Raw genomic sequence first — 21,340 nt, forward strand, 5'->3', positions numbered from 1 at the left:
CACCGGCGCAGCTGGAGAAGGATGGTCATGGTTTTTCTATGGATAGTGATTGGCGCCGTACTGGGCGCACTGGCGTCGTCCGGTGGCCTGGCCGGCACCTTGGGCGGTGCGGCCTTGGGCTTGCTGTGGAGCAGGCAGGTGGATCTGTCGCGTGAGCTGAAGGCCCTGCGTGCGCAGCTGGCCCAGGCCGCGCCGACGCCACCCGCCAATGCGGAATATCGGTGGACAAGTGCGCACGAGCCGAGCGAGACGCCTGCGCCGCCGGTTGCGCCAGTCGCTGCCGCGCCAGCCCCTGTTCCCATCGAGGCGACGGCGCCTCCTTTACCGAAACCCGCCGAACCCGCTGCCTGGCCTGCCGCCGATATCCCGCCGCGCGTGCCGGCGCTGCCCTCGGTGTTCGACCGCCTGGCCAAACGCGTGTGGAGCTGGTTCACCGAAGGCAACGTGCCGGTGAAGATCGGCATGCTGGTGTTGTTTGCCGGCGTGGCGGCCTTGCTCAAGTACGCGGCGGATGCCGGCATGCTGCGCGTGCCGATCGGCCTGCGCGTGTCGATGGTGGCGTTGGCCGCGCTGGCCGGCCTGGCCTTCGGCTGGCGCCAGCGCGACAAGCAGCGCGTGTTCGCCTTGTCCCTGCAGGGCGGCGCCATCGGCGTGCTGCTGATGACGGTGTTCGCTGCGTTCCGTCTCTACGACTTGCTGCCAGCCACCGCCGCATTCGCCTTGCTGGTGGTGCTGGTGGCCGGTGTCGGCGTGCTTGCGGTGATGCAGGATGCGCTGGCGTTGGCCGTACTCGGTCTGCTCGCCGGTTTCGCGGCACCGATTCTGGTCTCCACCGGCACCGGCAGCCACGTGGCGCTGTTCGGTTACTACGCGGTGCTCAACGTCGCCATCCTGGGCATTGCGTGGAAGCGCTCGTGGCGCGTGCTCAACCTGCTGGGTTTCATCGCCACGTTTGCCGTCGGTACGGCGTGGGGCGTGCTGCGCTACCAACCTGCGCTGTTCGCCAGTACCGAGCCGTTCCTGATCTTGAACTTCCTGTTCTACCTGATCATTCCCTGGCTGCATGTGGTGCGTGCGCCGGTGGATCGGCGACTGGTGATCGACGGCTGCCTGATGTTCGGCAATCCGTTGATCAGCCTGCTGCTGCAGGGCGCGCTGTTGCGCTGGGATGGCAAGGCGCTGGCGATTTCCACGCTGGTGGCAGCAGCGATCTATCTGGGCGTTGCCTACGTTTCGCGTCGCCAGCCGGCCATGCGACTGCTGCGCGATACCTGGGCCGTGCTGGCAGTGGCGTTGGCCACGCTGACCGTGCCGCTGGCGCTGCGTGCCGACGTGACCGGCAGCATCTTCGCGCTCGAAGGCGCCGGCCTGATCTGGCTGGGCTTGCGCCAACAGCGCTGGCTGGCCACGTGGAGTGGCGTGGCGCTGCAGTTTTTCGCCGCATGCGCATTGTTGATCAACGAGTCCATGCACGGTGCTTATGGCGCGTGGCCGGTGCTCAATCGTCATTGCATCAGTGCGTTGATGATCGTGATCGCCGGCTTCGTCAGCAGCGGTCTGTTTTCGCGAGGGAGTGCGGGACGCGTGCTGTATCGCGTGTTCTCGGTGGCGCTGTTTGCCTGGGCGATGCTCTGGTGGCTGGCGGCGAGTGCGCAGGAGATCGCGCATTTCGTGCCGGACACTAACCTGTTCGCGGCCTGGTTCGCCTGGGTGGCATTCACGGCATGGGGTGTGGCGGAAGCAGCTCGTTACCGTTCCACGCCCGAGCTGGGCGCCGCGTTGCTGTGGACCCCGGTGGCTTTCATGGCCGCCATGCTCGTGTTGATCCTGTTTGCCGGCAGCTATCACCAGCAACCGTGGCGAGGCTGGAATCTGCTCGCAGTGTTGTTCGCCGCGGGCCTGGGTTGGCGCACGTTGCAGAACCTGCGCGATACCGCCTGGGCCGGCGCCGCAGCGCAGGGACTGTGGCTGTGGCGATGGGTGCTGCTGGCGGCGGTGGGCATCGCGGTGGCGCTGGATCGTCTGCGCTGGTTGTCCGACAGCTGGACCGGCCTGTTGAGTTTCGCACCGTTGCTGATCGCGTTCGCGGTGGCGCACGCGCGGCCTCGTCTGTTCGCCGCGCCGATGCAGCAGACCATGTCGCTGTGGCTACCCCCGCTGAAGTATTCGCTGCTGGCAGTACTGGGGCTGGCCGGTTTCGCGGCCTTGTTCCTTGCCGGCGACGCGGCGCCGTTGCGTTACATACCGCTGCTCAATCCGCTGGAGCTGTTGCTGCTGTTGATCGCCCTGGCTTATGCGGCGTGGCTGGCCGAGCCAACGCTGCCTGCACTGTTGCAATGCAGTCGTGGTCCCGTGCTTGGCGGCATCGTGCTGGCGCTCGCCACCAGCATCACCTTGCGCGCGGTCCATCAACTGGGTGGCGTGCCATGGGGCGACGAGCTGATCGATTCCAGCATCGCGCAGATGTCGCTCACCGTGGTGTGGAGCGTGCTGGGCCTGTTTGCCTGGGTGTGGGGATCGAAGCACGGCCATCGCCTGTTCTGGCTGGCCGGCGCGATCCTGATGGGCGTGGTGCTGGCCAAGTTGATCCTGCTCGACCGTCGTCAGCTGGGCAATCTGTTCGGCATCGGTTCGTTCATTGCCTTTGGCTTGTTGTGCAGTGTCATTGGATACCTGGCGCCGGCTCCGCCGCGCCGTTCATCGTCTATGGAGGAGACCGGGCATGCGCCTTGACGTTCGCTGGATTGCGCTTGCCGTGATGTTGCCCGTGGCTGCGGCCCGGGCCGACAACGCGGCGGATTACGCGTACGCGTTTGCACTCGATACGAAAACCGCCGGCGAGGCCTATCGCGTGGTGTTGACGCCGGAGGTCTACGCCTCGGTCAAGCCGGGTGCGGATCTGCGCGACCTGATCGTGGTGAATGCGTTGGGCCGGCCCGTGCCGTTCGCACCGCTGCCGCCGTCGCCGCCGACCAGCCATCCGTTCGAGGCATCAGCGCGGCTGCTTCCTTTGCCGGTGTCCGCTGCGTCGGCCGACAGCGTGAAGGTGGAACGCAACACCGATGGCGGCATCGTGATCAGCCAGACCGATCGCGCCGCTGCCGTGCAACGTCCGGATGCATGGCTGCTCGATGCAGGCCGCGCGATGAACCTGGATCAGCTGGCGCTCGATCCCGCATCGCTGAGCGAGGATTTCCAGCTTCGCGTGATGGTGGAAGGCAGCAACGACCTGCGCCAGTGGAGCCTGCTTGCCTCCGACCTCAGCCTGACCCGCGTGCATGGCGAAGAGGATCAGGTCGAACAGTTGAACGCCGACGTCTCCAGCAACGACCCGTATCGCTATTACCGCGTGCGGCTGTCCGATGGCCAGGTCGACTGGAGCGCCGGCCACGCGCCCATCGCGCGACTGACCGGCGGCTACACCGACGCTGCCGCCGAACACGCCTCGCAGCTGCAGTGGCTGGTGGCCAAGGAGAGCGGGCAGGGCGCAGCGGACTACGACTATGAATTGCCGGCCGCGCTGCCGGTGGAATCGGTGACGGTCGCGTTGCCGGCTGCCAACAACGCCGCTCGCGTGCATGTATTGGCACAGGGCGCGGATGGGGCGACCTGGACGGAAGCGGCGACGCTCGACCTGGTTCGTGCGGGGGGCAAGAGCGGCGAGGCCACGGCCGCCATCGGAGTCCGCACCATCAAGCATCTGCGCGTGCACAGCGACACGCCGCTGGCCGGCGCACCCACGCTGCGCGCGGGCTGGATTCCGCCGCAGTACGTCTTCCTTGCCGAAGGCAGCGCGCCGTACCGGTTGCTCGCCGGCAGCTATGCCGCGCGCCGCGGCGACTATCCGGTGGACGAGGCCTTGAGCCGCTTGCGCAGCCAGCACGACGAGACATGGCTGCCACCCGTGGCGCAGTTGGGGCCGCGCGTGGACGAGGCGGGCCCGTCGGCACTGGACGCGCCCAAGGTGCCCTACGACTGGACCAAGCCCTTGCTGTGGGTGGTGCTGGCGCTGGGTGCGCTGGTGGTGGCCGGCATGGCCTTCAGCCTGCTGCGCCAGGGGCGCGAGGGCGATCCGAAACCCTGAGGCGGCTGGGGGCATGCGGCCCCCGCCGGCCTGATGTCCTATCATGCCGGGCATGTCACGCAGCGATATGTTCGACGCGCCGGGCCTGTTTGCAGAGCCCGACGATCTCAAGCCCCTGGCCGAACGCATGCGGCCGCGCACCCTGGATGAAATCGTGGGCCAGCAACGCGTGCTGGCTCCCGGCAAGGCGCTGCGCCGCGCGCTGGAAGCCGGCCGCGTGCATTCGATGATCCTGTGGGGGCCGCCCGGTTGCGGCAAGACCACCCTGGCCTTGCTGGTGGCGCGCTACGCGGATGCGGACTTCCGCGCCATTTCGGCCGTGATGTCGGGCCTGCCCGATGTGCGCAAGGCGCTGGCCGAGGCCGAGGTGAAGTTTGCCCAGGGGCGTCGCACGGTGTTGTTCGTGGACGAAGTGCACCGCTTCAACAAGGCCCAGCAGGATGCCTTCCTGCCGCATATCGAGCGCGGCGTGATCCTCTTCGTGGGCGCCACCACTGAGAACCCCTCGTTCGAACTCAACTCCGCCTTGCTGTCGCGTTGCCGCGTGCACGTGCTGGAATCGGTCACGATCGACGACATCGTGATGGCGCTCAAGCGCGCGCTGGACGACAACGAGCGCGGCCTCGGCAGCATGCAGCTGGATGTCTCGGACGAATCGCTCCGGCTGATCGCCCAGGCCGCCGACGGCGACGTGCGCCGCGCGCTCACGCTGCTGGAAATCGCTTCCGAACTGGCCGAAGACCATCGCATCGACGACACCACGCTGACCCAGGTGCTGGCCGATCGCACGCGCCGCTTCGACAAGGGCGGCGAGCAGTTCTACGACCAGATCTCGGCGCTGCACAAATCCGTGCGCTCCTCCGATCCGGATGCCGCCGTGTATTGGTTGACGCGCATGCTCGACGGCGGCGTCGATCCGCTTTACCTCGCCCGACGCATGACGCGCATGGCGGTGGAAGACGTGGGCCTGGCCGAACCGCGCGCCTGGCGCATGGCGTTGGATGCATGGGATACCTACGAGCGCCTGGGCAGCCCCGAAGGTGAGCTGGGCCTGGCGCAACTGGCCATCTGGCTTGCCATCGCACCCAAGAGCAATGCCGCCTACAAGGCGTACAACGCAGCGCGCGCCGTGGTGCAGCAAACCGGCACGCTCGACGTGCCCATGCATCTGCGCAATGCCCCCACCAAGTTGATGAAGGGGCTGGGCTACGGGCAGGGCTATCAATATGACCACGACAGCGATGGCGGCATCGCGCTCGACCAGCAATGCCTGCCCGATGCGCTGGACGGCACCGTGTTCTACGAACCGGTCGAGCGCGGCCTGGAACTGCAACTGCGCGAAAAACTGCTGGGCCTGCGCGAAGCACGACGCAAGGCGCGCGGCGAGTGAGTGCTCACTACACGACTGAGGGAACAGGTATGTCCATAGTCTGGTATTTCGATTTCATCTCGCCGTACGCCTGGCTGCAATGGCCGAAGCTGAAGCTGCTGGCCGCATCCCGCCCAGTCACGCTGCGGCCGATTCTGTTCGCCGGCGTGCTGGACCGGATCGGCCAGAAAGGCCCCGCCGAGATACCCGGCAAACGCGAATTCATTTATCGCCATGTGCTGTGGCGCGCGCGCCAGCAAGGCCAGCCACTGCGGTTTCCGCCGGCGCATCCGTTCAATCCGCTGGCGGCGCTGCGACTATGCATTGCCTGCGGCAGCACGGTGGAAGCGACGGATGCGATCTTCGATTGGATCTGGGCACAGGGCAACCTGGGCGACAGCATCGAAGCGCTGGCGCCGGTGGCGGCGCGCCTCGGCATCGCCGATCCGGCCGCCGCCATCAGCGATCCCGCGGTGAAGGCGCAATTGCGCGCCAACTTCGATGCGAGCGTGGCCGACGGTGTGTTCGGCGTGCCCACGCTGTCGCTGGATGGCCGTCTATTCTGGGGTGGCGATGCGCATGACTTCGCGCTGGCCTATCTGGACGACCCCTCGCTATGGGACGAGCCGGAGATGCGTCGCCTCGGCGAACTGCCTGTCACCGCCAGCCGCATCGGCTGACCGTTGCTGCGCAAGACCTTGCGGCACCCCGGGCGGCGGGCATAGATTCGCGCCACCGTAGGTATCGAGGGAGAGCGAGCCATGCGAGTACTGGTAGCAGCACTGATGGGCGGCATCGTGATGTTCATCTGGGGCGCCGTGGCACATATGGCGCTGGGGCTGGGCGATGTCGGCATGCGGCAACCCGTGGCCGAAGACGCCGTACTGGGCAGCTTGCGTCCGGGCCTGGGCGAGCAAGCCGGCGTGTTCGTGCTTCCCTCGGTCGACCCGGCCAAGATGCACGACAAGACCGTGATGGACGCCTATTCGACCAAGGCCAAGGCGTCGCCGTATGCCCTGGTGGTCTATATGCCGCAGGGCGATGACCTATCCGACATGAGCGGAACACTGCCACGGCAATGGGCGTCCGATACCTTGTCGGCCCTCGCACTGGCCTTCCTGATGGGCCTGGCCGCCTTCAGCTTCATGACGCGCCTCAGCATCGCCCTGGCCGCCGCCGTGTTCGCCTGGCTGAGCACCCTGGTGCCGTACTGGAACTGGTACCGCTTCCCCACCAACTTCACCCTGGCCGCCCTGATCGAACAGGTGATCGGCTGGCTGCTGGCCGGCGCGGTGATGGCGTGGTGGCTGGGCAGGGGCGAGCATCGATCGCGGTTGTAGACCGCGGCAAGCCCAGTCGCGCACGCTAGCTCGTCATCCCGGCGCAGGCCGGGATCCAGCGCCTCCGTCCCCACATCCCGGCGACAGCCGGGACTCTCAGTGTTGATCGGCTTTTAAAGTGCGGTGGCTATCGCGCGGCCAAAACCCACCGCCGAGGCCCTGGATGACTCGCTTCGCTCGCCCCTTCGGGCCGCCCTTCGGGCGTTCTGCGCGCTTCGCGCTTGTCCGGCCTGCGCCGGGATTACGAGCAAAAGCTGGCTGTGCGCCAAGTCCACACCGCAGCCCCCAACATTGCCCCCCACCACGCCCCCCAGCGATAATCCAAGGTTCCAAGCCCCACCTCTGGATTGATCATGCTGGACCCCGCACTGCTGCGTTCGCGACTGGCCGAAACCGCCGCGCGCCTCAAGGAAACCCGTGGCTACGAACTCGACGTAGCCGCCATCGAGGCGCTGGAGAGCGAGCGCAAGCAGCTGTCCACCGAGACGCAGGAGCTGCAGAACCTGCGCAACACGCGCTCCAAGGCGATTGGCCAGGCCAAGGCCAAGGGTGAAGACGTCGCCCCGCTGATGGCCGAAGTCGCCGGCATCGGCGACAAGCTCAAGGCCAACGAACACGCCTTGTCGGACGTGCAGGCCAAGCTGGCCGATGTCGCGCTGGGCATCCCCAACATCCCGCATGAGTCCGTGCCGCTGGGCAGCGACGAAACCCAGAACGCCGAACAGCTGCGCTGGGGCACGCCGCGCACGTTCGATTTCCCGGTGAAGGATCACGTCGACCTCGGCGCCCGCCACGGCTGGCTCGATGCCGATGCCGGCGCCAAGCTGTCCGGCGCGCGTTTCACCGTGTTGCGCGGCCAGCTCGCCCATCTGCATCGCGCACTCGCGCAGTTCATGCTCGACCTGCAGACCGGCGAGCACGGCTACCTCGAATGCAGCGTGCCGCTGATCGTTAACGCGGACGCCATGAAGGGCACCGGCCAGCTGCCGAAGTTCGAGGAAGACCTGTTCTCCACCGAGGTCAACGAAACCAAGCGCTACCTGATTCCCACCGCCGAAGTGGCGCTGACCAACCTCGTCGCCGACAGCATCGTCGAAGCCGACGCACTGCCCATGCGCCTCACCGCGCACAGCATGTGCTTCCGCGCCGAAGCGGGCAGCTACGGCCGCGACACGCGCGGCATGATCCGCCAGCACCAGTTCGAGAAAGTCGAAATGGTGCAGATCGCTTCGCCCGAACAGTCGCATGCGCAGCTCGAAGAAATGGTCGGCCACGCGGAGAAAGTGCTGCAGCTGCTGAACCTGCCGTACCGCAAGGTGCTGCTGTGCACCGGCGACATGGGCTTCTCGGCGATCAAGACCTACGACCTGGAAGTGTGGCTGCCCAGCCAGAACACCTACCGCGAAATTTCCTCGTGCTCCAACTGCGGCGACTTCCAGGCCCGCCGCATGCAGGCCCGCTGGCGCAACCCGGCCACCGGCAAGCCCGAGCTGGTACACACGCTCAACGGCTCCGGCCTGGCCGTGGGCCGCACCCTGGTCGCCGTGATGGAGAACTACCAGAACGCCGACGGCTCCATCACCGTGCCCGACGCGCTGCGCCCGTACCTGCGCAACCTCCCGCAGATCGCCTGAGGCCACCGGCATGAGCACCCAGCGCTGGGACAAAGTGGAACTCGCCGCCAGCTACACCTTGCTGGTGATCCTGGCCACCGAGCTGCTCACCCGCCTCGGCCTGGTCACCATGTTCCCCATGGCCACCGTGGACTTCGTGCTCAGCGCCATCGCCACCGTACTGGTGGTGGGCTCCTTCTGGTTCGCCCGCCACAGCCGCCGCCTGCGCTTCGCCATCATCGCCTTCGCCGCCGCGACGCAACTGGTGCCGATGGTGATCCGCCAACCGATCCTGCTGCTCCCGCTGCTTGGGGCCGCCATTCCGGTCGCGATCATGCTGTGGGCGATGATTGCCTTGTCGAAAAAAGGGCAGGGAGCGGCACCGCATTCCTGATAGGATTGCAAGCTCGTCATTCCGGCGAACGCCGGACGAGCGCGAAGCGCGAAGAACGCCCGAAGGGCGGCCCCGAAGGGGCGAGCGAAGCGAGTAATCCAGCGCCCCAGTGGCAACAAGGGCCTGAAGCTACATCGCTCTAATGGAGTTCCCGTTAGCAGCCACAATCAGGAGAGATGGCCGAGCGGTTTAAGGCAGCAGTCTTGAAAACTGCCGTAGGTGTGAGCCTACCGTGGGTTCGAATCCCACTCTCTCCGCCAGAAATGAAAACGCCCCCGCCTGGGGGCGTTTTCATTTCTGATGGAAAGACTGGGTGAGAACCCACCCGGGTTCGACAAATTTGTCAGGAACAAATTTGGACAGCCGCAGGCTGGCCCTGGAGCGCGAAGTGCGGAAGGGTTGGGTGCATGGATGCACGCAACAATCCCACCCTCAGTCTCGCAATGGCCAATAAGCGCTTTCGATTTTCTAAAGCCCCTAATGCCAATTACTACCTTTGACAGGTATGCAATCGCACAGGCTTTCACTTACCTTGCCGAGATAGCAATAAGAGAAATGCGGGCTAATGAAACGTTTATTCCTGGCTGCAGTTGCGGCCACCTTGGTTGTCGTCTAGTCGTTCCTGCGACAAGCCAAATGCCAGTCTGGAAGTGAACCTGGACTACCCCGTTCTTTCAATGGCAGTCAGGAAACGAGCCTGGTCACGTTTATATTTTGAAGGGAAAGTTAGCACGCCACAAAGAGGCTTGGGGTTCGACTGAAAGGGATCGAAATGCTATCAGCCATCAAGATCAGCGTGATCTGGCCGATGCTGTTCAAGCAGAAGCGGGCGACTTCGGTGAAATGATCCGAGGCGCCATAACTTTTAATGATGATCACAAGGGCGGTCGAGTCCAGTCGGCCAGCTCTGCCAGGGATAGGGGGACAATGTGAGCGTGATTGCACCAACGCCAACATCGGTTGTCGAGGCGGGCCTTGACCTGCGCAACCTTGGCATTGACGAGGTCATCGTCCATCGGGTCTTTGCACGGGATGCCAACAAGGTCGTCAAGGATCCCGTGCTTGCGGATAAGTTGATGGTCTTGCCTGCTGCCGGGCTCGATGCCATCCAGCAGCGCCTCACGGTCGCCCTCGGAAGCCGCTCGCACGGCGTGGAAATGTCCATCGAAAAGGCAGATGCTGACAGTTTCATTCAACTGGGTGCTGATGCGATTTGCCGAGATCAAGCGGCATTTGTTGCGTCATCCCGAAGCATGGCCGTGAAGCTCAGCAAGGCGCAGGCCGCAACCAGTGGCTCTCCTGGAATGCTTATCGTCATCCGCGGCCGGGCGGGCGGCCAACCCCGCCGGTTCCTGGCGGTGGTCAAGGCCGAAGTGCATGACGGGTTTGGCGCGGGTGGCACAGACCAGGCGGTGGCGGTGGAATACATCAGCTCATTGATGTTGACCCCGCAGCAGCGCCTTTTCAAAGTCGGCCTGTTGCTCGAACTGGCATCCGCTCCTCCGCGGAACCTGGGCGACTACAAACCAGCGGGTTATCGGGCTTTTCTTTTCGATCATCTGATCACGGCAACGGAAACACGATCCGCAGCGGCCTATTTCTACGGTGGGTTCCTGGGCATGGACATCCAGAAGTCGTCGAAAAAGCTGACGCAGGATTTCTACGAATATACCCAGACCTTCATCAAGACGGCTTCGCTGTCCGAAGAAGACAAGTCGGAACTCAAAGAGGCGCTTCGCGTGAGTCTGCGGAGCGCGGATGCCATTATCAGTGTCACTGATTTCGCCAAGAGCCATATTCCCGACGAAGAAGTGCGGTCTAGCTATGTTTCTTACCTGGAAGGTAAGGGGTTCCCAAAGAATGCCGTGGTCAAGGACGTCGAGTATGTGAAATCGAGGCTGCGGAAGCCTCGGCGCCTTGCATTCACCAGCGGTGTCCGGATCACGGTTCCGGCCGACGCTGCCCCGGATGACTTCGTTATGACGGAACGCACCGAGACCCACGCAACTGTGATGGTTCGCGGCAGCTTTACTGAGAGCGAGTGATGGAGATTGGCGACTACATCGAAGCCAACCGTCAGGCGTTGATGGATTGGGGGCTGGTCATTTCGAAGGAGGTGACCCGCACCAATGGGACGCTGCTGAAAGTTCCTGCATCGGTCCGAGTGAAAGACCTCCAGTCTGCCCGGGCCAAGCAGATCAAGAAGGCGTATGCCGATCCGTCACGGGATATGACCGACCTTGTCGGCGTCAGATTCGTGGTCCTGAACTCTTCCGATCTCACTCCGATCCGGACTCAGATTGAGCAGTCGACTTCGTGGGTTGCCCGCCAGGATCGGGATCCTGATGTCGAGATCGAGCAAGCCCCAGACACTTTCGGTTATCAGTCTCACCACTACACCGTCCGGCCGAAGGATCCCGCCGAGGGCATCTGGTGCTGCGAAGTCCAGGTTCGCACCCTCTTGCAGCATGCCATTGCCGAACTCTCCCACGATGCCATGTATAAGGCAACGAGGGAGGTGCCGTCGCACGCCAGGAGACTGGTGGCGCGCAGCATAGCGTTGATGGAAACGACGGACGAACTGCTGTGCAGCGCGATGGAAGCGGTCCGTGAAGCAGGCGCCCCGGCCCTGGGATTGGGGCGCGTTGCCGCCGACGTGACGCGGGCCTTGGGTGGCACGCAGGACCTCGTGGAAGATCTCATGTCGGCATACGCCTCGGAGATCGACGGATCATCCGCGGAAGGCCTTCGAAAATTTGTGCGGGAGAACTCTTTCGTCGTAGACAAAGTCCGCTCGCGTTCGGAGGAGGGCCTGTTTGCCTATCCCTCGGCGGCCGTGATCGCCTACTGGTTGGTGGAACGATTGGAAGGTCGAATGATTTCCCGGTGGCCTTTCCCCGGATCCAGGTCTGAGCTGAGCAAGATGTTCTCAGACCTCGGGATATCGCTGTAATTGCATGAGGTTAGTCGTGTCGAAAACAGGGGCCATCTCAGAGTGGAATTATCAGGCTTAGTGGACATCTGGCCGTCGCCGATGCCCCTTCGAACTCATTCGGGCTGACACCATCAAGATAGCTGGGGCGGCGGGCGGAGTTCGAAGAAAGATGAAGAATGGTGCCAGGGATAATTTTCGGGAGCCCAAATTAACAAAAGAGGTCAGAACACTTTCTTTCGAGACTCAAGGCGGCAGAGCTCGGCCGTACGGCGAGAGTTCGGCCACGGGGTGGGCCTAGAAGAGTGCTCTGACCCTTTTTATTGAGAATCTACGCGGGTTTCATAAAGGTGCGCTCAGTTTGCGTTCTGGCTCCATGGCGGCAAGGGAAGTTGATGAAGAACATCCCTAACGCCGTTAACAACTTCTTTGGCCTTCGCTGGATTAACTTCCTTTCCAGAATGCACAATTTCGTTGCGAAGTCTCATCCATCCTTCGATCAATCTCTGTTGTTCGTAGGGTATTAATTCTTGAGAGGATGCGTCTTCCAGGAGCATTCGGAGCGACGTGGCGCGGTATCTACCTTGGATATTTGACGTAACCATTGCTGGAAGAGTTTGTATTACCTGTCTAAGCCTAGTTTCTAGTAGCGTCATTGCAGAAATTACTGCGGCTCGTCCTTCTCCTTGCGAAAGCAGGCGTTGCGGCTCTTGGTCCTGGCCTAGACCTAGGTTGTCGGAGATATGCGAGAGGAGATTGCTGAGCTCCTTCGCAAGATGTGCGGGATCGTTAGCTGAATTCTCGCCAGTAATATAAAAAATGTCCGCGCTCGAGAACTCTTCTTGGGCTATCGAAGGGTCGCTACCAACGATAATGGTCTTCAATCGGGGAAGAGCCGCGCCTGAGAGCATTGTGCGTCCGCGGCGAGTGATTGCCATGCGCAACTCAGCTCGCGTGTGTTGAGTTGTTGGCTCAACTACCATCACTGCAGACCTGTCGATAAGTGCGTCGATCTTGGCGTTTACGTTGTCACCTGGAGATATCACATCATCAGCGGTGACGGGGACAAAACCTAGGGCTTGAACATAGGGAAACACCTCGCTGCGATAGATTGACAGGCGATCGACTGCAATTGAGAAGAAGCAAAGCCTAGTCTGTGCGCCGCGGGGAAGTAATAGCTCGCGTAGCGGTTCTTCTTCAGTAACTTTACTCGCCGAAATTACATTGTCTCGCCAATGGGCATGTAGTTCAGCGAAGGCCTCCGCAAGTGTGTCTCCATATCGAGATTTAGGCCCAGGAAGATTGATAATCTTTACTCCGCGGCGTTCAAAGCGCGCGATCTCGGATGACCCCGCATCGACCATGATTGCATAGGCCATTCTTCGAGTTCGTCCAAGCCGGCCAGTTACTATGTTCCAAATTTGACGAAAGTCAGGATCATCAAGGCTGTAGCCAACGAAGACGGCCGTTTTTGTGATTAGGAGGTTGGCCAAGTACGTTGCAATCAATGGATACCTTGTAAGAAAGGCGTCATAGTCTTCTTCTGTTACAACAAGTCGGCTGGGGTGTCGCAGGTCGCCGTGAAGTTTTAGTAGCAATGTGCCTGCTGGTGCGCCATTAACCGACAATTGCTCCTCATCGACGACTGTGTAGACATATCCAGGCGCGCGCTCATACTGCCGTTCTAATAGAAAGTCAAAATTTGTAGTGCACGCGATGTCAAAGGGGATTGCGCAAAAGGCATCATGTGCCCTGCCAGGTTGAGCATCTTTAACGTGCAGGATTTCGATTAGGCGCTCGATTAACTTTGATCGACCAAACTCATGCTGAAAGGCAGAGATTGCATCTAAGGTCCCCGTGGGAGAGAAGTCAGCCAAGTCTTCTCCTAGGCTCTCGCCAAGTTTTGCCCAGAGTGGAATGCTCTTCCCTGTTGGAAGCTTAGCGTTCAACGACATGCCGGCCCCAATTACAGGTAGCCAGCGACCTGCGACAAGGTCATCCAGTAGCGGTTTAGGGAATAACTTCAAATACTTAGTCGTCATGGTCACATCGCAAGCAATCGGTGTGTGTTAATTAACCATAGTGAGCCTAGGTCATTAGCTTGAAACTGAGAAGTATCGCGAGGCTTGGGTCAATCAACTTCAGCCCTTCGCAGCTGCCAAAAACGGTTTAAGTACGGGCTCAGGTTCGGATCTTAGGGAAAGTGAACCCGTTTCGCTCCTTCTTACGAGTGGACCTTTAACTGTGCAGTGATGCGATAGCACCAGCGGTTTTGCAGTTTCGCAACCCCGTGGACTAGGCAGGGTTGAGTTATGCAATGCGACGTCTCTGATCCCTTGATAGGACACCTGCGAGCCCAAGCTCTCCGTTGATGTGGCCCGGTGAGCCGCCAATGGGAGGGGCATTGAGTGGGGCCGACTATCTGATTCCGGCGAAGCTGGCATGGGCTGAAGTGCAGACGATGGCCGGAAAGCTAGCCCTTGACCCGCGCGGCAACCTGACATTTTCCTTGCCAATGACAAAAGGCATTCCAACCAAGCAGTGGTATTAAAGCTGGAGGGTGACATCGAGTTCGTACCGAACAAGACGGGGGGGAGCGCGTTCCTCCAGCTGCCTAATGCCGTCGCAAAGGAAAAGTCGACTCTGCCTCTGGGTTTTCTGGTCAGTGTCTGATTAGAATCGGTCACACGCATGTTCTCTTCACTCACGACGAAAGAATCGAGATGATATTGCCGATACAGACGCTCTCGCCAGCCGACCTCAATGCTGTGCGATCCATTTTGGCGGATGGGCTAGAAAACGCCGATGGGTTCAACAAGGTTTACATTGCACTTGCTTCATTTGTGGGCGTTCTTTTGGGCATGGTCATCCAGATGATCATTGCTTTTATGCAGACGCGGACACAGAGAAAGATAGCATCTGACCAAGTCGTCATGCTTCAACGTCAGCTTAAAATTCAGCGGCGCGCAAACCTTCGGGTCGCTCAGGATAACGTGGCCGCCAAGCGACAAGTATGGATTGACGAGCTACGCAAAGATGCAGCTAACTACTTGGCGACCTGGCAGGAAATATCCTGGGAGTGGGAGGCGATCATTGAGGCAGCTGCCAAGGAAAATACAGGTAAAAATTCGCAGATTGGGAAGGAAGCCGAGAAGGCGCACTCTGCAAATACGGTTATGGATGAGTTGCCTGGCTTCAGGGAAAGAGTGTCGGCCCTTAGCTACAAAGCGCACGAGCTTCAACTTCGTATGCGACTAAGGTTAAATCCGACCGAAGACAAACATATCGAATTGGTGGACTTGCTCTCTCAGGTCGAGAAAAGTGTTGGCCTCTTCAACCGGGAAAAATCTACGTTGCCAACACTTCAAATACAAGATCGAGTTCGAGATTCGCTCGAAAACGTAGTTGTAAAGTTGCAGGTTATACTCAAAGAGGAGTGGGAACGCGTTAAGCAGGGGGAAATGCCTAAGAAGCATGATGGTAGGGGCAGATAGGGCTAATGGGGTCAAAAGAATTTTTTAGAACTGCTGGCGGCTCGGAAAGGTGTTTCGACCCTTTGATTCCGGTAAGAGAGCTATACAGCGCAGGGAAGCGCTCCGAAAGAATGGTGCCAGGGACAATTTTCGGGAGCCCAATTGTCCCTGGCACCTTTTCGACTGATCGCTGGCACTCCCGGCGTCCATGCTTTCGTACCTGCGCGGACTGCTATTGACCTAACTCTCTTAATCAACGAGCGGACGATAGGCGCGCACCACCGGCTTCGCCCTTTCCAGATCGTACCGCGCCTGAAGTGCCATCCAGTAAAAGGCGGTCGTGTCGAACGCGAGGGAAAGCCGGAGGGCGATCTTGGGAGTGATGGGGTGGGTGTCGGCGATGAAGGCCTTGATGTGGTGGGCGTGTATGCCGGTGCGACGGGCGAGTTGGGCGGGGTTGAGTGCGTTGGGGATCAGGTAGGCGTGCAGCAAGATGTCGCCGGGGGCTCGCAGTGGTTGCGAGGGGTCCACTTCCGAATGCGGAGTGAGCTGGATCAGTTCCATGGTGGTTCCTCCCTGTCGGACACGGCCGCGCAGCGACTCAGCGCTTACAGCGCTCCGTGTCAGTGAATGCTTGGCAGCTTCGTCGGTGATCACTCGAGTGCGGCGCATCGCCCTGCCGGCCGATGCGTCGCAACGGCGATCACCTAAGGCGTGTGGTGTTCACTCGAGGCTCGTCACCGAGCAGGCGGGCGTATTGCTGCAGGCAGTGGATGGCCGTGCCCAGGCTGGCCGTGACGGCCACGGGAAGCGGCCATGGCAGCGGTCTGCCGGGGAATCCCCGCGCTTGCGCGTGGCGGCACTGCTCGCTGTCGGCACGCAAGCGCGTGAGGGCGAGCACCGCCAGGGCGATGTCACCACGCGTGCCATGACGCAGGGTTTCGGGCCGTGCCACAGACGTGGATGGCGGGTCGCCGGGCGGAGGAGTGAGGGTGTCGTCAGGGGGAACGGACGAGCGAATGCGTACCGTATGATCGCGGGTAGCCATATCAACTCTCAGGTAGTTGGTGATGGTTAGCGGGTCGTGGGTGTTAGAAGCACTCACGGCCCGCGCCTCATGACCTGGTGGTCATGGTCATTCGCGAGGCCGTGCAACACGACAGCGCGAATGATTGGCTGACCGTAACAAGCAGGGTTGGCATCGTCTGTCGGGGATCAGTGAGATGGGTGTCCGCTTGGTGGAGGCGGTACGCGACGGTGCGAGGGCGATTCAATGTCGGTGCCAGTCCCTTAGGCCTGAAGGCAGTGCGCGCTCTCAAAAACGTGCACACTGACTCATGAAATTGTCCCTGGCAGCTTTTCGTTTTCTATCGGGGTCGCCCCAACTCATTTGCCCGGTACCTTCTCCAGGACGACTCAGTGCCGCCGTTTATTCTCCCCTCGTTAGTTGTCGCTATTCCCGGTTTTCTGATCATCGCCGTGTTGCGGCGCCTCGTTGACGGTGTGCTGCCGAGCTACGGCTCGCTTGCGCTCGTCTTTCTAGGCATCGTTGCGCAAACTGGAAGTCTGTTCCTTGGAATGTTTATCGGAGGACATTTCCAAAGCCCGATAGGTCTGTGGGTCGGGAAGCTGGCATCCGTGGGTGGAACTTTATTGTTCATTTGGCTGTGCAAGAGCCAAGCGTCATGGCGTGACATAGGCCTCAGGTCTTCGCAGCCGAAAACGATCGGCCTGACGGCAGGCCTCTTTTTCGTGATGGCGGGTGTCACTTGGTTCCTGGCGCATTGTTACGCGCCGAGGCAAGCCTTCTCTGCGGGCGCTTTTGCGTTCATGTTGCTTCTGTCCGGCACCGATGAAGAGCTCCTTTTTCGCGGAGCCATGCCTGCGCTGCTGCGCCGGGCCGACGAGACGGGAAGGCGGCAAAGGGCAGTCAACACCGGTTTGGTGTTTACCATTCCTACGATCGCTTTCATGCTGATGCACGGCTTACGATTCGTGGATCAGCACTTTGCTTTCAGCTGGCAGGCGCTCGCTCTGGCCGGTTTTGGGGGATGCATTTTGATGTGTATTCGCTTATCCACTCGGAGCGTTTGGCCATCGTTGATAGTGCATAACATGGTTAATGCGGGTTCGGTGGTGGCAATGGCGCTATGGCAATAACGAAATGGTGTCAGGGACAATGGTTGGAAAGCCCTAGCAAAAGAATGGTGTCAGGGACAATTTTCGGGAGCCCGAATTTTCCCTGACACCTTTTCGACCTCCGCCCGTTTCCCGATGAGGATTTGGCGCCCAGGCACGCAACCTCAATACGGAACCGGAGATTGAACCACAGGGTCTCTCGTTGCGTGGTATTCAATCGTCAGCCACATCAAACCCATGCTCGTGTTTTGCAGCGACAAGGTCCACATCTGGGTCCAGCCTCCGTTCGTGATGCTGACGGTGGCCGAGTCACCAACCCTGTAGCCACTCGTCCCCGGCATCCAGGGAGGGGATGGCATGATCGGGGCGCCCATGGCGGTGACGCTGCCTTTGGTGGTGACCTGATGCACGACCTGGACGTGGATGCTGGCGCCGAGGCTGTCGCTCGAAAGATTTGCCGGAGAGCCAACGCGATCGCCGGTGCGAGCTATGGCCTCAGTAAGCCATGCGCGAATCTGGTCGTATTCGGGTGATCCACGCGGAATATCGAATGTGTTGACGACCTTTCCATAGGCGACGACGTTGGAACTTGCAGGCGTGACCCAGGCATTCGCTGCAGTAATCGGTCCAAGGCAGGCTAAACCTATAAGTATTACCTTCTGCATCTTCATCAAACGTTCTCCTTGTCCAATGGTTGAGAGCAGGTCCGAGGTAGCGCCATGACATCGCCAGCTGTGTTTGAACAACCAGAAACGGAACGGCATGGGCCCGCGGATTCATCGCGATGCTCGGGGGACTTGGATAGCCAACGTCGAAAGGAGGGGACGAGGCACCTCGAGCAATCGGACAATCAATCGCTGTTGGGCCCGTGGTCAATCGCAACCTTCGATTCTATGCGTAGGTCGTACGATCGATCTGTGTAAGTAATGAAATTGTCCCCGGCACCTTTTGCACGAAGGACTTTGGAGAAATGGTGTCAGAGACAATTATTGGAAAGCCCTGGCCGCAAGATCGGCCCAGCCAGAATTATCCCTGACACGTTTTCCATGCTCTAGCTCTTCGGCGACTTGGTTACGATCTCCGCGATGAAGCTCTTCGCGCAAAACGCGGGATCCATCGAGATCCCAATCGCGATCCGGACGCCATCCGCTTCATGCGTCAGGTATCGGTGCACTTGGTCCGCGGGTGCAAGGGGAACGTCATACAGGCCGTCTGCGGTGTAGCGCGTCTGAAGCGGCGTGGCATCGATGCAGCCCGATGGATCGGTAACGACCTCTACAAACTGGGGGACACCGGCCTGGGTCGTCGCGACACGAATCTGACTCACGCTGACACCCATATAAGTACCGGCGGGGAAGGTGATCTGGGTGCCCTGTGCCGATCCCGGTGATCCGCTTCCCAGACTGGAGGCCATGTCTACCGCAGACATGGCCTGGCGACCTTTGACCATGTCCGCCGCGCGGTCAAACAGATCGGTGCTGGCAGTGGGGGCGTTGCCCGCTATGGCGGCGCTGGTAAAAGCGACCGTGGCCGTGACTGCCATCATCCATTGCTTGACTGAAAACATAGGCGCTCCGTTTTGCGAAAAGCCGCAGGATACCGGCATTGGTGGCTGGATACTGGAAGCGGAAGAAAACGGGGCCGAAAAAGGTGGCGGGTTCAGTTCCCAGGTTGAAAGGCCTGGAAGATGAAGTCATGAACGGGAGCATAGGCAGTTAGACCGAACCAACTTCTTGCGTTCCGACTCGACGCAACTTCTCATAGTTCGTAAAAACACGCGGAATGCATCCACAATTCGATTCACTGCCTATTGACATGCATCGCACGTAACGTTGCCACCCGTTACATGCGCAGGTCACCTTATCGAATCGTCGTCGTTGACGGAGCGCTACATGTCAAAGGTTAGTTGCAGCCTTTCAGTGGGATGGATGGCAATCGTCCTGGCATTCGGTGCGCAAGCGCAGGGCACGACGTATGCCGTGCGTCTATCGGATAACTCGGGTGCTTATGAAGCGTCCTTGAGAGGGGATCAGGAAAAACTTCTGGAGATATCCCAAACCTCCGCAGGCGGTTTGGAGGTCATCGCCAAAGCGCTTTATCTACGCTCGCTTTATCGGTTGGACGAGTCTTCCAAGGCGCTCTCCGAGTGTGGCGCCCTATCTCAGATCTCCCGCTCTACGGCCAATTGGTCATGCGCAATGATCTTGGCCGGTAACAAGCTGCTGGCTGGCGACACCGCCGGGTGGGCCAGGTTGATGGACGCCACCAAGAAGGCCGCTGTTCCGCTCCTGGCCAAACAAATGAATGCTGCGCCAGAGAGCCTGCGCGTCGGTGAGTTCGAGACAGTGGCGGATTTCTCGCAGTATTTCGATGTCCCTCCGGTTGCCGTAAAGCGGGACACAGATGAGTTCTCGATCCCGATCGAGTGGAGGGTAAGTTCAGACGTAAGCACGGACGTTCAGCCGTTTATCACGGCAACGATCAACGGTCATCCGCTTCAGATGGCCCTGGACACGGGAACCAGCGGCGTCATCATCAAGCGTTCCGACGCCGATGCTCTCAACATCTCGGATATCCACCACGGATGGATGACCACCAGCGAGGGGGTGCCTACCGACCTGGGCGTGATAAAGAGCTTGTCGGTAGGCAAGGTGACCGTATCGAACATGCCCGCAACGATCACCGACGCGCCGGTATCTGTGCTTGGTATTCGCGGGCTGCAGTTCTTGCGTGCCGTGCGTTTGCACGGCGATACCTTGGTCAGCCATGCCACAGGTTTTGGCAATCTATGCCAGACGCCTCTCGACATGACCTCATGGGTGGAGGGGAGCAACAGCCTGTTGCTTGTACCGGGCGTGGTGGGCGGCAAAGACTTCCACTTCTTCCTGGATACGGGTAATGCATGGGGTATCGTCCGCCATACCTACGGCGAGCCGTCCGGCGCAGACAATGCAAAATCCATTACGTTAACGGTGGGTGGCGTCACCCACGCGGTCAAGATGTCGGAAGCGACAGACTCGATGCAGATTGGAAGCGTGCCTGCCCAGCTTCAGGCGTATCGCATCGTTTATAGCGGTCAGCACAAGCCATTCCGGTACGACATCGGGGGAAGTTATGTGCATCAACACGATCTGATCATCGATTTTTCGAACGGATTGATGTGCGTCATGTGAAGTGAATCTGGTGCTTGGCGCCGAGTGCTCGGCGTGCGGGACCGTGAAGTTATCGACGTTCCCGGGAAAAGGGGCAGGTTCATTCTGTCGATGGACTTCCGTCTGAGAAGTGAGCCTGGCCCAGTGTTTGGATGAAGAAGAATGGTTCATCACTCTCGTGTGGAGAGTGAAAATTTGGCAGTTGCAGCCTCATGGGCGACGAATACGCCGGAAGGCTGGGGCACGCGATACCACACCGCAGTCATATTCCGAAGAAATTCCTCCTGTGTGACCTCGTCCTTCATGGACTCGCCCATATGAATGCTTAACTCGGCAACGCCGTCAGGCATTCCGTTGGTCAGTGGGCCAAAGCTAGTGGAAAAATAAACCCATTTGCCGCCGCTCATATGGTGAGCCGCGATCACGCCGGTTTGTTGGTGACTGATTTCAATGTCGCGATCGGACTGGATGAAGAACACATCAAGGTAAAAGCTGTTCGGCAACGCCAAGTGCTCGAACATGGGCTTGATCTTCTTATCAACCTCCAAGTCAGCGTTCTGCATACGCAGGTCGTAAACGATCCGCATGAGGTGGACGGGCTGGCCATCAACGGCATCTTCATAGCGCCACTTGTGGTCCGGTGTTCCGATCTCGTCGCCGGGTTCATATTCTTTGAGGTGGCAATGGCCAGACTTGTGAAAAGTGACTTTCATCCAGCTCTTTTGCGAAATGCGTTTGGCATAGAGGCATTGCTGGTTCTTGTTGCAAAAGAAGTTCCAGATATCGGAATGCCGTCGGTTGGGCGTCTGAATCGCATAGCGAAAGATTGACTTTGACACTGTTT

At 60.2% G+C, this 21,340-nt stretch carries 18 protein-coding genes and 1 tRNA gene; 13 read left to right on the plus strand and 6 right to left on the minus strand.

Features of this window, described 5'->3' with window-relative positions:
* The first annotated feature begins 27 nt into the window (after positions 1–27).
* From ACN9MB_RS09915 to ACN9MB_RS09960, 10 genes are all read left to right on the plus strand, one after another.
* Positions 28–2,733 carry a DUF2339 domain-containing protein gene (locus ACN9MB_RS09915; protein ID WP_426271673.1) on the plus strand — a complete coding sequence of 902 codons (2,706 nt, stop codon included), beginning with the start codon at positions 28–30 and terminating at the stop codon, positions 2,731–2,733.
* Positions 2,723–4,084, plus strand: coding sequence for a DUF3999 family protein (locus ACN9MB_RS09920; RefSeq protein WP_426271674.1), 1,362 nt, complete (start codon positions 2,723–2,725; stop codon positions 4,082–4,084). The genes ACN9MB_RS09915 and ACN9MB_RS09920 overlap by 11 nt, the downstream gene beginning before the upstream one ends.
* A gap of 52 nt (positions 4,085–4,136) precedes the next feature.
* Positions 4,137–5,474 (plus strand): replication-associated recombination protein A, encoded by a 1,338-nt coding sequence (locus ACN9MB_RS09925; protein WP_426271675.1) that lies wholly within the window; start codon positions 4,137–4,139, stop codon positions 5,472–5,474.
* A gap of 29 nt (positions 5,475–5,503) precedes the next feature.
* Entirely contained in the window at positions 5,504–6,133 is a 630-nt protein-coding gene (locus ACN9MB_RS09930; protein ID WP_426271676.1) for a 2-hydroxychromene-2-carboxylate isomerase, read from the plus strand.
* Positions 6,134–6,214: 81 nt separating this feature from the next.
* Positions 6,215–6,793 (plus strand): hypothetical protein, encoded by a 579-nt coding sequence (locus ACN9MB_RS09935; RefSeq protein ID WP_426271677.1) that lies wholly within the window; start codon positions 6,215–6,217, stop codon positions 6,791–6,793.
* Between the two features lie 353 nt (positions 6,794–7,146).
* On the plus strand, positions 7,147–8,427 hold the full coding sequence (serS, locus tag ACN9MB_RS09940) for a serine--tRNA ligase (protein WP_426271678.1): 1,281 nt from the start codon (positions 7,147–7,149) through the stop codon (positions 8,425–8,427).
* Between the two features lie 10 nt (positions 8,428–8,437).
* Positions 8,438–8,800, plus strand: coding sequence for an LrgA (locus ACN9MB_RS09945; protein ID WP_426271679.1), 363 nt, complete (start codon positions 8,438–8,440; stop codon positions 8,798–8,800).
* Between the two features lie 170 nt (positions 8,801–8,970).
* Positions 8,971–9,060, plus strand: a tRNA-Ser gene (locus ACN9MB_RS09950).
* 669 nt (positions 9,061–9,729) lie between these two features.
* On the plus strand, positions 9,730–10,845 hold the full coding sequence (locus ACN9MB_RS09955) for a nucleoid-associated protein (RefSeq protein ID WP_426271680.1): 1,116 nt from the start codon (positions 9,730–9,732) through the stop codon (positions 10,843–10,845).
* Positions 10,845–11,753: a GTP pyrophosphokinase gene (locus ACN9MB_RS09960; protein WP_426271681.1), complete on the plus strand. Its 909-nt coding sequence runs from the start codon at positions 10,845–10,847 to the stop codon at positions 11,751–11,753. Before ACN9MB_RS09955 ends, ACN9MB_RS09960 begins: the two co-directional genes overlap by 1 nt.
* A 335-nt stretch (positions 11,754–12,088) precedes the next feature.
* On the opposite strand, the gene ACN9MB_RS09965 is transcribed toward ACN9MB_RS09960, so the two are convergent.
* Complete coding sequence (locus tag ACN9MB_RS09965) at positions 12,089–13,774, minus strand: SIR2 family NAD-dependent protein deacylase (RefSeq protein ID WP_426271682.1); 1,686 nt, start codon at positions 13,772–13,774, stop codon at positions 12,089–12,091.
* Between the two features lie 681 nt (positions 13,775–14,455).
* Between ACN9MB_RS09965 and ACN9MB_RS09970 the strand changes: the two genes are divergently transcribed.
* Positions 14,456–15,226 carry a hypothetical protein gene (locus ACN9MB_RS09970; RefSeq protein WP_426271683.1) on the plus strand — a complete coding sequence of 257 codons (771 nt, stop codon included), beginning with the start codon at positions 14,456–14,458 and terminating at the stop codon, positions 15,224–15,226.
* A gap of 228 nt (positions 15,227–15,454) precedes the next feature.
* On the opposite strand, the gene ACN9MB_RS09975 is transcribed toward ACN9MB_RS09970, so the two are convergent.
* Positions 15,455–15,769 carry a HigA family addiction module antitoxin gene (locus tag ACN9MB_RS09975; protein WP_426271684.1) on the minus strand — a complete coding sequence of 105 codons (315 nt, stop codon included), beginning with the start codon at positions 15,767–15,769 and terminating at the stop codon, positions 15,455–15,457.
* Between the two features lie 139 nt (positions 15,770–15,908).
* Positions 15,909–16,253 carry a hypothetical protein gene (locus tag ACN9MB_RS09980; RefSeq protein ID WP_426271685.1) on the minus strand — a complete coding sequence of 115 codons (345 nt, stop codon included), beginning with the start codon at positions 16,251–16,253 and terminating at the stop codon, positions 15,909–15,911.
* Between the two features lie 371 nt (positions 16,254–16,624).
* Between ACN9MB_RS09980 and ACN9MB_RS09985 the strand changes: the two genes are divergently transcribed.
* Positions 16,625–17,365, plus strand: a complete 741-nt coding sequence (locus ACN9MB_RS09985; protein WP_426271686.1) for a CPBP family intramembrane glutamic endopeptidase — start codon at positions 16,625–16,627, stop codon at positions 17,363–17,365.
* 143 nt (positions 17,366–17,508) lie between these two features.
* On the opposite strand, the gene ACN9MB_RS09990 is transcribed toward ACN9MB_RS09985, so the two are convergent.
* Positions 17,509–18,015, minus strand: a complete 507-nt coding sequence (locus ACN9MB_RS09990) for a hypothetical protein (RefSeq protein WP_426271687.1) — start codon at positions 18,013–18,015, stop codon at positions 17,509–17,511.
* Between the two features lie 380 nt (positions 18,016–18,395).
* Complete coding sequence (locus tag ACN9MB_RS09995) at positions 18,396–18,911, minus strand: hypothetical protein (protein ID WP_426271688.1); 516 nt, start codon at positions 18,909–18,911, stop codon at positions 18,396–18,398.
* Positions 18,912–19,236: 325 nt separating this feature from the next.
* On the opposite strand from ACN9MB_RS09995, the gene ACN9MB_RS10000 reads away from it, so the two are divergent.
* Positions 19,237–20,517: a retropepsin-like aspartic protease gene (locus ACN9MB_RS10000; protein ID WP_426271689.1), complete on the plus strand. Its 1,281-nt coding sequence runs from the start codon at positions 19,237–19,239 to the stop codon at positions 20,515–20,517.
* A 149-nt stretch (positions 20,518–20,666) separates the two neighbouring features.
* On the opposite strand, the gene ACN9MB_RS10005 is transcribed toward ACN9MB_RS10000, so the two are convergent.
* On the minus strand, positions 20,667–21,335 hold the full coding sequence (locus ACN9MB_RS10005; RefSeq protein ID WP_426271690.1) for a hypothetical protein: 669 nt from the start codon (positions 21,333–21,335) through the stop codon (positions 20,667–20,669).
* Positions 21,336–21,340: the final 5 nt, after the last annotated feature.

Source organism: Dyella kyungheensis, assembly GCF_049913195.1.
Lineage (GTDB): Bacteria > Pseudomonadota > Gammaproteobacteria > Xanthomonadales > Rhodanobacteraceae > Dyella > Dyella kyungheensis.

What these genes read in the sequence shown, in the direction of transcription:
- ACN9MB_RS09915 (WP_426271673.1), top strand. Translation starts at nt 28, where the DNA reads ATGGTTTTTCTATGGATAGTGATTGGCGCCGTACTGGGCGCACTGGCG.
- ACN9MB_RS09920 (WP_426271674.1), top strand. Translation starts at nt 2,723, where the DNA reads ATGCGCCTTGACGTTCGCTGGATTGCGCTTGCCGTGATGTTGCCCGTG.
- ACN9MB_RS09925 (WP_426271675.1), top strand. Translation starts at nt 4,137, where the DNA reads ATGTCACGCAGCGATATGTTCGACGCGCCGGGCCTGTTTGCAGAGCCC.
- ACN9MB_RS09930 (WP_426271676.1), top strand. Translation starts at nt 5,504, where the DNA reads ATGTCCATAGTCTGGTATTTCGATTTCATCTCGCCGTACGCCTGGCTG.
- ACN9MB_RS09935 (WP_426271677.1), top strand. Translation starts at nt 6,215, where the DNA reads ATGCGAGTACTGGTAGCAGCACTGATGGGCGGCATCGTGATGTTCATC.
- serS (WP_426271678.1), top strand. Translation starts at nt 7,147, where the DNA reads ATGCTGGACCCCGCACTGCTGCGTTCGCGACTGGCCGAAACCGCCGCG.
- ACN9MB_RS09945 (WP_426271679.1), top strand. Translation starts at nt 8,438, where the DNA reads ATGAGCACCCAGCGCTGGGACAAAGTGGAACTCGCCGCCAGCTACACC.
- ACN9MB_RS09960 (WP_426271681.1), top strand. Translation starts at nt 10,845, where the DNA reads ATGGAGATTGGCGACTACATCGAAGCCAACCGTCAGGCGTTGATGGAT.
- ACN9MB_RS09965 (WP_426271682.1), bottom strand. Translation starts at nt 13,774, where the DNA reads ATGACGACTAAGTATTTGAAGTTATTCCCTAAACCGCTACTGGATGAC.
- ACN9MB_RS09970 (WP_426271683.1), top strand. Translation starts at nt 14,456, where the DNA reads ATGATATTGCCGATACAGACGCTCTCGCCAGCCGACCTCAATGCTGTG.
- ACN9MB_RS09975 (WP_426271684.1), bottom strand. Translation starts at nt 15,769, where the DNA reads ATGGAACTGATCCAGCTCACTCCGCATTCGGAAGTGGACCCCTCGCAA.
- ACN9MB_RS09980 (WP_426271685.1), bottom strand. Translation starts at nt 16,253, where the DNA reads ATGGCTACCCGCGATCATACGGTACGCATTCGCTCGTCCGTTCCCCCT.
- ACN9MB_RS09990 (WP_426271687.1), bottom strand. Translation starts at nt 18,015, where the DNA reads ATGAAGATGCAGAAGGTAATACTTATAGGTTTAGCCTGCCTTGGACCG.
- ACN9MB_RS09995 (WP_426271688.1), bottom strand. Translation starts at nt 18,911, where the DNA reads ATGTTTTCAGTCAAGCAATGGATGATGGCAGTCACGGCCACGGTCGCT.
- ACN9MB_RS10000 (WP_426271689.1), top strand. Translation starts at nt 19,237, where the DNA reads ATGTCAAAGGTTAGTTGCAGCCTTTCAGTGGGATGGATGGCAATCGTC.